The organism is Hymenobacter sp. YIM 151500-1 (genome assembly GCF_025979885.1).
In the GTDB taxonomy this organism is placed as follows: Bacteria; Bacteroidota; Bacteroidia; order Cytophagales; family Hymenobacteraceae; genus Hymenobacter.
In genome coordinates, this window is sequence record NZ_CP110139.1 from 3,519,595 (window position 1) to 3,531,417 (window position 11,823).

Genomic DNA, 11,823 nt, shown 5'->3' on the forward strand with positions numbered 1-11,823 from the left:
TCAATATGAGCGGCGTCAGCCAAATCTATGTCACTTATGAAACCTGTCGTCTGCCGGGCCTCCGTCACCCATGTAACCCATCATAATAAACATGGTGGTGCTGTAGAAGAAAAAAGCTAGTCCTAAGCCCAGCAGCGCCACCAACAGCCATTTTACAGCCTGCCCCCACTGCTTACGCCACAGACATGGCAACAGCAACAAAAAGCTGGCAGCAAAGCTGGTAAGTAGAACAAGAATGGCCGCGTGCCAGCTTATGCCAAGTGCGTCTGAATGCTGAAAAAGAAAATGAAATTGCTTCGGCAGCAATACCGCCAGCAGCTGAACAACGCCTACACAACTAGCTAGCAGTTGCAGTAATACGAAATAGCGTCTACGCAGAAGATGCACTGGTAGCTTCTCCTTATCGTCCTAAATACACCATTAACACCGAAACGTCGGCCGGGCTTACGCCGCTGATGCGGGAGGCCTGGCCCAGGGTTTCGGGCTGGATGCGGAGCAGCTTCTCGCGGGCCTCGTGCGAGAGGGCGGGCATGGCGTGGTAGTCGAGGCGGCCCCGAATCTGGAAGTTCTCCAGCTCCTGCACGCGGGCGGCCTGCTGGTGCTCTTTCTCCAGGTAGGCCTCGTACTTCACCAGAATTTCGGCCTGCTCCAGGGCCTCGGGGCGGTACGGGGCCAGGGCCAGGGTGAGGCCGGGCAGCACGCGGGCCAGGGCCGCTAGGTCCACGCCGGGGCGGCGCAGCAGGTTTACGGCGCGGGTTTTCTCCTGAATCGTGGCCGAGCCGATTTCCTGGAGCCAGCCGTTGATGTCGCGGGGCTCGATGCCGAAGCTTTTCAGCAGCTCCACTACGTCGGCGGTCTGGCTTTCCTTTTCGCGCACGCGCTGCAGGCGCTCCTCCGAGGCCAGGCCCAGCTCGTAGCCCAGGCGGGTGAGACGCAGGTCGGCGTTGTCCTGGCGCAGGAGCAGGCGGTGTTCGGCGCGGCTCGTAAACATGCGGTAGGGCTCGTCGGTGCCTTTGTTGACGAGGTCGTCGATGAGTACGCCGATGTAGGCCTCGCTGCGCTTGAGGATGAAGGGCGCCTTGCCGTGCACGCGGTTGTGGGCGTTGATGCCGGCCATTAGGCCCTGGCAGGCGGCCTCCTCGTAGCCCGTGGTGCCGTTGATTTGGCCCGCGAAGTAGAGGTTTCTAATCCGCTTGGTTTCCAGCGTGAGCTGGAGCTGAGTGGGCGGGAAGAAGTCGTACTCGATGGCGTAGCCGGGCCGGAACATCTTGGCCCGCTCAAAGCCCACAATCTTGCGTAGGGCGCGGTACTGCACGTCCTCGGGCAAAGAGCTGCTGAAGCCGTTCACGTACACTTCTACCGTGCTCCAGCCCTCGGGTTCCACAAAAATCTGGTGGCGGTCCTTGTCGGCGAAGCGGTTGATTTTGTCTTCCACGCTGGGGCAGTACCGCGGCCCCAGCCCCTTGATGCGGCCCTGGAACATAGGCGACTTCTCGAAGCCCTCCTTCAGGATTTCGTGCACCTCAACGTTGGTGTAGGTGATGTAGCAGGGGCGCTGCCGGGCCAGCGGGGGCGTGTCAAGGTAGCTGAACTTGCTGGGCACCTGGTCGCCGGGCTGCTCCTCCATGCGGGAGTAGTCGAGGGTGCGGCCGTCTACGCGCGGAGGCGTGCCGGTTTTCATGCGGCCCGCCTCGAAACCCAGCTCCTTGAGCTGCTCCGTAATGCCAGTGCTGCCCTTTTCGGCGGCGCGGCCCCCGCCAAAGTTTTTCTCGCCAATGTGAATAAGGCCGTTGAGGAAGGTGCCGTTGGTCAGGACCACCGCCCGGCCCCGAAACTCGATGCCGAGCTGGGTTTTTACGCCTACCACCGTGTCGTTTTCCACCAGCAGCCCGGTTACAGCTTCCTGCCAGAAGTCCACGTTGGGGGTTTGTTCCAGCGTCAGGCGCCACTCCTCAGCAAAGCGCATCCGGTCACTCTGGGCGCGGGGGCTCCACATGGCCGGGCCCTTGGAGCGGTTCAGCATCCGAAACTGAATCATGGTCTTGTCGGTAATGATGCCCGACTGCCCGCCCAAGGCGTCCACCTCGCGCACAATCTGCCCCTTAGCCACCCCGCCCATGGCCGGGTTGCACGACATCTGCGCAATGGTGTTCATGTTCATGGTCACGAGCAGGACCTTGGAGCCCATGTTGGCCGCCGCCGCGGCAGCTTCGCAGCCGGCGTGCCCCGCTCCTACTACAATGACGTCGTACTCTTCTTGCTGAAACATGAATCGTTGATTTAGCTGATTACACTGATTGCGCTGATTCGGGCGCGGTGCGGCGCTACGCTCTAGCTTGGCGCATCATTAAACAATAAGGCAAATTGCTACCGTTCGGACAGAACAAGGTGAGTGGCTCCAGTCGTTCACCGGTGCGCGAAGCACCCGTTTCGCGCTACAGAAAACGCCCGCGTTTGGGCGGGCGTTTCTCAGTAAGCTTGAAGGCGCAACACGCTTAAAACGTGCGCAAAGATACACAGCCAGCGGGTTGTTTGCGCAGCCTTATTCCAGGTTGAGCGCCGTGGGGTCTTCGTCCTGCAAGGCAGCCATGAGTTGGGCCGACTGCTTCGCCACCACTTCCCAGGAAAACGGCAGCCAGATGCCCAGCAGGCTGTCAAACACCTCCGTAGCGGCTGGGCAAGGAAACAGCTTGTAGTCGAACTTGGGGTAATCGTGAACCACGTAGCCGGGGTAGTAGTGCGTCTGCTGCCGGCTCAAAGCGTGGTCTATCTTCAGTAGCATCAGGTACTTACCCAGGCTGAATTTGCGGTAGTCGGGGTGGTAGAAGTTCATGATGCCCGCCATGCTGCGCCGGCCCAGGTCAAAAATGCCGGCGGCAATCAGCCGCTGTTCGTCCCGGATTTCGAGCACCTGGGTGTTGAACACATTGTGCGCGGACCCGGCCAGCAGAAACGCTTCCACCGTTTCGGGCGCGTCGAAGGTGATGCTGGCGCGGTAGTCAGCGTAGAGGGTTTCCAGCTCGTCGGTCAGGGCGAAGGGCTTGATGGTGGTGGCAAACCGGGCGTTGGTGCGCAGCAGGCGGAGCTGCTCTTTGCCGTACTGCACGCGGCCCAGCACCAGGCGCAGCCAGTGCGTGGTGTGGTAGGCGCCATCCAGATGCAGAAACTGGCAGGTGAACAGGTCCTGGTGCATGCGGTAGTAGCCCTGGCTCAGGTAGAAATCCAGGGCGTCGCCCCTGATCTGAGGCGCGGGGTTGGCATTGATGGCCATCGACGGAAACGGTAGCGGAGCGGTACGGAAAACGCCCGCGGATGAGGCGGGCGTTTCACTGAAAAATCAGCTGTGCGGTGCGGGTCGTTTAGAACGTGCGCAGCAGCAGGCAGTCGTCTTCCTTTTTGCGCATGGCGGTCTGGCTGAGCAGGTCCTTGTCGGCGTAGCCGAGCAGGTGGAGCACGCCGTGAATCATGACGCGGTGCAACTCGTCGCGGAACGGCACACCGAGCTGGCGGGCATTTTCGCGCACCCGGTCCACCGAAATAAAGATGTCGCCCTCGATGATGTCGGCGTCGTCGGCGTTGTCGAAGGTGATGACGTCGGTGTAGGTGTCGTGGTTGAGGTACTCCAGGTTGACCTTGTGCAGGTACTCGTCGGAGCAAAATATGTAGGTGAGCTGCACGATTTCGTGCTCGTGCACCTCAGCTACCCGCTCCACCCAGGAAGTAAGCTCCTCGGCGTCGGCCAGCTCAAACTCCACGTCTTCCACCAAAAACTCAATGCCCGGCCCCTCGTCGCGGCCGAAGTCGTCGTGCTCCTGGCCTGCGTCGGGCCCGGTCGGAAGGTCGCTCATGGGGCGGTTAGTTGCTGGCAGAAGCCGAGGTGGCGCCGTTGAAGGCAGTTTCGGAGCTAGAAGGCGTGGGCAGCATAAACGTGAGCTGCACGTTGCGGCCTTCTTTGGTAAACTCCACCTCGTCGGCCAGGTGGCGAATGAGGAAGATGCCGCGGCCACCGGGGTTTTCCAGGTTTTCGGGGGCCGTAGGGTCAAGCAGGTTAGTGTAATCGAAGCCCGAGCCTTCGTCCTCGATTTCAAACTTCACCCGGTCCTGGTCCACAAACAGGGACAGGAACACGTTTTTGTCTTTATCGAACTTGTTGCCGTGGCGGATGGCATTGTTTACCGCCTCGGTTACGGCCACCATGATATTGCCGTAAATGTCGTCTTCGATGTGAAACGCATCCTTCGAGTTGTCGATGAAACTCTCTACCACGCGAATATTCTCGACCAAGGAAGGAATTTGAATTTTAACCTGCTTCATAAAAGGGGAAAGGGCGTGGGCGGCCAGGAAAGGGGTAAAAGTAACGGAACGCTATTTCATTTTTTGAAAATACTCACTCACCTCGCGCTGGTAGTACGGAGTGAGGGCCGGCGGCACGGTGCGGAGCAGCTCGGTTTGCCGGGTTTGCTGGCGCTGGTACTGCCGAAACGCCGGCGGAAACACGGGCGGGCGGTTCTGGGCCGTCTGGGCCTCGCGCTTGTCGTCCTGGTCCCGCTCCCGCGCCGATTTCTCGGCTTCGAGCAAGCGAGTCAGGATTTGGCGCTGGCGCAGAATGGTTTGCTCCGTCAGCCGCTTGTTTACGAGGTCGGTTTCGGTTTGTTCCATCATTTTTTTCACGTCGCCGAGGCCGCCGGCGCCGTCCTGGCCTTTGCCGTCCTTGCTGTTCTGGGGTTTGCCGCCGCCTTTCTGTTGCATGCGCTCCAGCTCCTGCATGGCCTGGCGCAGCATCTGCTGCTGCCCGGCCAGCTTGGCTAACTCCTCGGACAAGGCCCGGCCCTGCTTGCCGCTCTGCTGGAGCTGCTGAATCTGCTGGTTGAGCTGTTGCTGCATGCGGCCCAGCTGCCCTTCGCCGGCGCTGCTGCCCTTCTTCTTTTTGCGGCCGGGCTTGCCGCCGCCCTGCTGCTGTTGCTGCTGGCTCTGGCGCTGCTGCTCCTGCATCTGCTGGAGGGCGTCGTTGAGCATGAGGGCCAGGTTGTTCATGGAGGTCATGGCCAGCTGCTGGGAGCTGGTGGCCCGGCCCACGTTGCGCTGGCGGATGTGGTCGAGGCTTTCGTCCATGCGGCCGTTCATCTCGCCCACTTCGCGGGTCACGAAGCTCTGAATCTGGAACACGCGCTTAGCCAGGGCATACAGGGAGTCCTGCACCACGCGGGCATCGTCCTTGAGCTTGCGCTGGGTCTGGCCGAGCTGCACGAAGCGCGGGTCGCTCTGGTCCACTTGGCGGAACTGCTTCATCAGGCCTTCCTGGTCGAAGCTTAGCTTGAGCAGGTTTTCGAGGATGTCGCGCAGGTCGTCGATGTTCTCCTGCTGCTGGTCCTGTTCTTCCTCGTTCATCTGCTGCTGCATCTGCTGAGCCATTTTCTGGAGCTGCTGGGCGGCCTGGCGCTGGCTCTGGCTGGCTTTCTGGTTCTGGTTTTTGCCGAGCTGCTGCTGGCTTTGCTCCATCTGCTCGTCTACCTGCTGCTGCTCGTCCTTCATCTCGTCGGCGCCGTTCTCGCCGTCGAGCTGCTGGTCCAGCTCCTTCATGTCCTTGAGGTCCTGCTTCAGCTCCTGAAACTGCTGCTGCTGCTCGGCCTGCTGCTGCTTGAGTTGTTCGTTTTTGGCCTTTTGCTGCTCGTTCGACAGCTTATTGTCGGGGTTCTGCTTGTCGTTTTTCTGGGTTTCGTCGGCCAGCTTCTGCTCCTGCTGGGCTAGCTGCTGGAGCTTCTCCAGGGCCTGGTCCTGCTTCTGCTCAAACTGCAGCTGCTTGAACATTTCGAGGGCGCGCTCCAGCTCTTTCTGCAGGGTTTGCTCTTTGTTTTCGAGCTGTTGCAGGAGCTTCTGCATCTCGGGCTGGTTCTGGTCCTGCTGTTGCTGCTCCAGCAGCTTTTGCAGCTCCTCGTAGAGCTTCTTGGTTTCGGGGTCCAGCAGGGTTTCCATGAGCTTCTGCAGCTCCTTGGCTTTCTCGGCCAACTCCTCGTTTTTCTGGGGGTCGAGCTGGTTTTGCTGATCCTGAAGCTGCTCAAACTGGCGCTTCAGCTCGTCCATAGCCTGGTCCATCTGCTGCTTTTGCTCCAGCATGTCGCGCAGCTGCTTGCGGTCCTGGAAGTTCAGGTCGCGCTTCACCTTCAGCTTGTCCTCGGCCTTGGCCAGCTCCCGCTCCATCTTCTTCGACTCCTGAGCGGCCTGGCTGAGCTGGCTTTGCACGGCCTGGCTCTGTGAGGCCAGCTGCTGGCGCAGCTCGGTGCGCGAGGGCAGGCGGAACTCGGCGGTGCGGCTGCGGGCGGCTTTGGGGCCGTGCACGCCGTCGTTGTCCCACACCTGCACGAAGTACTCCAGCCGGTCGCCGGGACGCAGGTTCAGGGGACGCACGTCCCACTGGTAGGCGTAGGTCTGGCTGGGGCCCTGGCCCAGGGGCAGGGCGCGGGTCTGGTAGGCTGCGTTAGGTTTAGCCTTGCTCAGCACGCGGTAATGGAGTTGCAGGCGCGAGAGGCCGTAGTCGTCGCGGGTGGTGCCGCCCAGGGCCAGGAAGCGCCGGGAAGTGGTGTCCTGGAAGCTCTCCAGGGTTACTTCGGGCACCTGGTCTGGTATGACGGTGAGCTGGTACTCGATGGGGTCCCGGTTGGGACTGACGGCGTTGCGCAGGTGCACCGAATAGGTCTGGCTGCGCAGGGCCCGGCGGCTAAGGCGAAAGGCCTCAGCATCGGCGGTAGCCGCCACGGTTTCGTCGGGATTCTGAAATTTCAGCTGGAGCTGGTCGGTGGCCTCGGTGCTGAACTCCCAGCGCAGGTCCGAGCCCTCGGGCACGGTGAGGTTGCCGGTGTTGCGGATGGTTTCGGCGGGGCGGCCCAGGTAGGCGGGGTAGCTCACGCGCACCAGAAAGTCGCGCAGGTTGGGCCGCTCCCGCACCGTGAGGTCGTACTCGGCCGAAGAAAAGCCGGCCGCCGAAAGCTGAAACTCCACGCTGCGGCGCAGCTGGCGGAAGTCGTAGCGGAAGTGACCCGCGGCCGTGCGGGTCAGGCGCCGCTCCCGCCCCTCGTACACAATGCTGATTTCATTAGGCAGGGCCTCCCCTTCCACGGCCACGTCGAGGGTGAAATCTTCGCCCTTGAAGGCCGTCAGATTCTTATTCTCGACCACAAACCGGAAGGGCGCGGGCGGGCTGTAGTGGCGGTTGTAGTTCAGAATCCGCTCGGTGCCCTGCACAAACAGGCTGGGGTAGATGAGCAACAGGAGCACCACCACGGCGCCGGGCACGGCCACGTACTTCCACAGGGGCCGGGTCTGGGCCTTGAGGTTGATGCCTTGGGTGAACTCCAGGCCGCGCAGCTGCCCGGCTCGCTGCTCCAGGCTGGCGGCCAGCAGAGCGTTTTCCTGGGCCTGCCCGCGCAGTTGCAGGGCGTTCAGCAGCTTATCCTGCACCTGCGGAAACAACTCCCCTACCCGGCGGGCGGCCTGCTCGTCGCTCAGCATGCGCCGCAGGTTGGTGAGAGCCGCTAAGGGCTGCCACACCCAGCGCCCCACCGCGTAGAGCACCGCGGCCACGAAGCCGAACAGCAGCCCGGCCCGCACCCAGGTGGGCAGGTACAGGAAGTATTCGAGCAGGTTGAACAGCAGGAACAGGCTGAGCACGAGGCCGCCGGCCACCAGCAGGCCGCGCACCAGCAGGCTCAGGTAAAATTTGCGCTTAAACGCGTCGAGGCGGGCCAGTACATCGTCCAGGGCCCCCCGATGTGTTGCGGGGTCTTTCTCCACTACCATAAGTCAGCCACCCATTACAGGCTTGGGAAAGATACGGAATCTGCCTCGGCGGCTGCATGAATGGACACCGGAAAGGGGGTGAGAGGTTCCGCAATAGAAGGCCTGGCGGCAGACTTCTCGCCAAAGGCGAGGCGTCTGCCCGCCAGAGAATGGGGCAAGTCTCCCGACTTGCGGCCGCCGCAGGCGGCCATCGGGCGTCAGGGCCGTATGAGCCTGTAGCAGGTGTAACGCGAAGTTGTACTTCGCGACACGGCAGCACAATGCTGGACCGCCCCGCATAGCCCAGGCCTGAAGCCCTGGGCTACGTAGCGAGACATTTTTTCCGCTGATTAGCCCAGGGCTTCAGCCCTGGGAGCTAGAATGACACCTGTACAACGCTGCCCGAAGCAACGCCGCACTTCTAACGGCCCTGACGCGAGTTGGCCGCCTGCGGCAGCCGCAAGTCGGGAGACTTGCCCCATTTCCGTGGCTAGAAGTCACGCCGCCTGCGGCGGCTTAAGACTTCTGCCAGTCGGCCAGTCGGCCCGGTCGGCTAAGCTTCTAATACAAAAAACGCCGCAACCTGGTGGCTGCGGCGTTTTTTGCGGAGAAAGTCTGAGGAGGCTATTCGGCTTTGGCTTCGGCCTTGTCGGCTTTGGACTTGCGCTTTTCCTTTTTGCCGTCGGCGTCTTTGGTTTTCACCTTTACCTTCTCAGGCGTTTCGGCGGTGGGAGCGGCCGTGGGCGCGGCGGTTGCAGCAGTCGGGGCCGGGGTGGCCGGAGCGGTTACGCGGTTGCCGTCAGCGTCCATTTCTACCACTTCGTAGCCCAGCTCAGCCAGGCCGGGGAAGGCCTTGGCCCGGTCACCGACTACTACAATGTACATGTTGTCGGCGGGCAGGTACTTCTGGGCAATGGCCTGCACGTCTTCCTTCTTCAGGTTTTTCAGCAGCTCGCTCTGCTGCTTCACGTAATCCTTCGAGAGGTCGTACTCCAGCAGGCGAGCCAGGAAGGCGGCTTTTTGCTGGCCGGTTTCGTAGCGCAGGGCATCGTTCTGGCCTACGGAGGCTTGCAGGAATTGCAGCTCGTCGTCGGTGATGCCGTTGCGGTAGTTCTGGATTTCCTTCATGAACTCCTTCACCGAGGCGGCCGTGGCATCGGCGCGCACGCCGGCCTGGGCCGTGTAGGGCCCGATGTAGCGGGTGGCCTGGAAGCCCGAGCGGGCCCCGTAGGTGTAGCCTTTATCCTCGCGCAGGTTCAGGTTGATGCGCGAGTTGAAGGCCCCGCCCAGCAGGTAGTTGGCCAGGTAGGCGCGGTAATAGTCGCCGGTGGCGTCGTAGGTGAGCGGGGTGAGGTAGCCCACCCGGATTTCCGACTGCGCCGCGCCGTCTTTGTTGATGAAGTAGATGCGCGTCTTCTCGGGCTGGGCGGCGGTTTCGCCGGCCGGCAGGGTCACGTTCTTCTGGGTCCAGCCTTTCAGGAAGCCTAGCTGGGGCGTGAGCGTAGCCTGGTCCACGTCGCCGACCACCACGAGGTGGCTGACGTTGGGGGCGTAGTTCTGCTGGTAGAACTGCTTGATGTCGTCCAGGGTGAGGGCCGTGACGGTGGCCGTGGTGCCCGAAGCCGGCACGCTCATGATGTTGGCAGGGCCGTACACGAGGCGGGCGTAGGCCTTATCGGCAATGACCACGGGCTGGGTGTTCTGGTTGGCAATGCCTTCCAGGGTCTGCTTTTTCAGGCGGGCGAAGTCGGCCTCATCGAAGCGGGGACGCAGCAGACGCTCCTCCAGCAGCTTCATGGTAGCAGGCAGGTTCTTGGTCAGGCTCTGCACGTACACGGTGGTGTTGTCGTCGCCGCTGCTCACGCGGATGGTGGAGCCCAGCTTGTCCAGCTCCGAGCTGAACTGCTCGGCGGTGTACTTCTGGGTGCCTTCGTTCATCAGAGCCGCCGTGAGCGAGGCAATGCCGGCCTTATTGGGCGTGGCCTGCTCCAGGCGGTGGCCGCCGCGGATGGTCAGCAGCATGGTCACGGCCGGAATTTCGGTGTTGCGGTTGCCCATTATCCGCAGGCCGTTGTCGAAGGAAGTCTGCCACAGCTCGGGCACCTGCACCAGCGGGTTGGTGCCGGGCTTGGGCTGCTGGCTCCGGTCGAAGGTGTCGGTAGCCTTGGCGTACTTCAGGCCTTCGTAGCCGTAGTCGGGGGCCTTATAGCCGGCTTTGGAAACCGTGTAGTTGTCGGGCTTGGCGGGCTGCACGCCGCCGGTTTTGGGCACCACGCTCAGCACCACGGCGCCCTTGCCTTTGATATACGTGTTGTAGACGCGGTTAACGTCGGCGGGCGTTACGGCGCGCAGGCGCTTCAGCTCCTCGGGCAGGCGGTTGGGGTTGCCGTAGAAGGTCTGGTTGGCGGCCAGCTGGCTAACCTTGCCGTTTACGCTGGCCAGGAGGTTCACCACCTGAGCCTCGGTGCTCGACTTAAACCGGGCCACCTGCTCGGCAGTAGCGCCAGTGCGCTCAAACTCCTTGAGCGTGCGGCGCACCTGAGCTTCCAGCGAGTCGAGGCCTTTGCCGGGGAAGGGCAGGGCCACCATCGTAAACTCGCCGGCCAGCTCCGAGGTGTTGTTGTAGCTCTGGGCCTGAATGGCTTGCTGGGGCTTAATCAGGTTTTTGTAGAGCAGGGAATTTTTGCCTTGCCCAATGATTTCGGCTAGGGCGTCGAGGGCGTACTCGTCGGGGTGGCCGCTGGGCACGCTGGGGAACACCACTTGCAGCATGGGGAAGCGCACGTTGTCCTGGTAGCTTACGTAGCGGTCCTGGGTCAGCTTGGGCGCGGGCAGCTTCTGGGCCGCCACGGCCGGGCCCTTGCTGATGGGCCCGAAGTACTTCTCCACCAGCTTCACCACCTCCTGGGGCTTCACGTCGCCGCCCACCGTGACGGTGGCGTTGTTGGGGCCGTACCAACGCAGGAAGAAGTTCTTGAGGTCGTTTACGTCGGACCGGTCCAGGTCTTCGAGGTAGCCGATGGTCAGCCAGCTGTAGGGGTGGCCGTAGGGGTAAAGCGTCTTGGCCACATTTTCGGAGGCCAGGCCGTAGGGACGGTTGTCGTAGTTCTGGCCCCGCTCGTTTTTCACGGTGGAGCGCTGCACCTCAAACTTCTTCTGGGTTACGGCGTCCAGCAAAAAGCCCATCCGGTCGGCCTCCAGCCACAGCGCGGTTTCGAGCTGGTTGCTGGGCACGGTCTCAAAGTAGTTGGTCCGGTCCCGGTTGGTGGTGCCGTTCAGGGTGCCGCCGGCGGCCGTTACGGTCTTGAAGTGCTGCTCGTCGGCTACGTGGTCGGAGCCCTGGAACATCATGTGCTCGAAGAAGTGGGCAAAGCCCGACTTGCCAATCTGCTCCCGCGCCGAGCCCACGTGGTAGGTCACGTCCACGTGCACCAGGGGGTCGGAGTGGTCTTCGTGCACGATGAGCGTGAGGCCGTTGGGCAGCACGTACTTCTCGTAGGGAATCACCAGCTCGTTGCCTTTGCGGGTGACTTTCTCCACGAGGCGGGCCTTGCCGGCAGTGGCGGCCGGCGCTTTGGTGACGGTGGCGGGCTTGGCGGTGGCCGAGCCAGCCGGTTTTTGCTGAGCCACGGCTGGCTGCAAGGCCAGCGAGGCTCCCAGTCCCAGCAGCAACAAGTGGTTGCGGGTCATACTAGTAAAAGAATAGGTATGAGAGTGAATGTGAGCGGGAAGGTACGCGCTGAGCGGCATACTTTCATCTTGGCAGACTGCAATTTTAATCGGTACTACAACGCCAAGCCCAATCAAACAGGCAAAGCGTGCAACTCCGTTCCGCGCGGGGGCCGCTGGCGGAAGCTGGCGCGAGGTTAGCGCAGCGTACCTCGTGCCGAAAATGACGGGAGGCTGCGCCTCCCCCGCCAGAACGATACTCGCCAGCACGGCCCGGTACCGGCTTGCCGCTGGCGCGGCAGTGGAGGCGCAGCCTCCACCTCATACTCGGCACGAAGTACGCTGCGCTAACCTCGCGCCAGTGCCCGCCAGCGGCCCCAG

Annotated in this window: 7 protein-coding genes; all 7 read right to left on the minus strand. The window is 62.2% G+C overall.

Going from position 1 to position 11,823, the window contains the following annotated elements:
* Window positions 1-30 precede the first annotated feature (30 nt).
* On the minus strand, window positions 31-387 hold the full coding sequence (locus OIS53_RS14750) for a hypothetical protein (RefSeq protein WP_264679334.1): 357 nt from the start codon (window positions 385-387) through the stop codon (window positions 31-33).
* 13 nt (window positions 388-400) lie between these two features.
* Entirely contained in the window at window positions 401-2,269 is a 1,869-nt protein-coding gene (mnmG, locus tag OIS53_RS14755) for a tRNA uridine-5-carboxymethylaminomethyl(34) synthesis enzyme MnmG (protein WP_264679335.1), read from the minus strand.
* A 273-nt stretch (window positions 2,270-2,542) separates the two neighbouring features.
* A complete protein-coding gene (locus OIS53_RS14760; protein WP_264682368.1) occupies window positions 2,543-3,241 on the minus strand; it encodes an arginyl-tRNA--protein transferase in 699 nt (232 codons plus the stop codon).
* Window positions 3,242-3,359: 118 nt separating this feature from the next.
* Window positions 3,360-3,848, minus strand: a complete 489-nt coding sequence (gene ybeY, locus OIS53_RS14765) for an rRNA maturation RNase YbeY (RefSeq protein ID WP_264679336.1) — start codon at window positions 3,846-3,848, stop codon at window positions 3,360-3,362.
* 7 nt (window positions 3,849-3,855) lie between these two features.
* The gene (locus OIS53_RS14770) at window positions 3,856-4,314 is read right to left on the minus strand and encodes an ATP-binding protein (protein WP_264679337.1); all 459 of its coding nucleotides are present in this window, start codon (window positions 4,312-4,314) and stop codon (window positions 3,856-3,858) included.
* Between the two features lie 51 nt (window positions 4,315-4,365).
* The gene (locus OIS53_RS14775; protein ID WP_264679338.1) at window positions 4,366-7,794 is read right to left on the minus strand and encodes a DUF4175 domain-containing protein; all 3,429 of its coding nucleotides are present in this window, start codon (window positions 7,792-7,794) and stop codon (window positions 4,366-4,368) included.
* Window positions 7,795-8,397: 603 nt separating this feature from the next.
* Window positions 8,398-11,463: a M16 family metallopeptidase gene (locus OIS53_RS14780; protein WP_264679339.1), complete on the minus strand. Its 3,066-nt coding sequence runs from the start codon at window positions 11,461-11,463 to the stop codon at window positions 8,398-8,400.
* Window positions 11,464-11,823 lie beyond the last annotated feature (360 nt).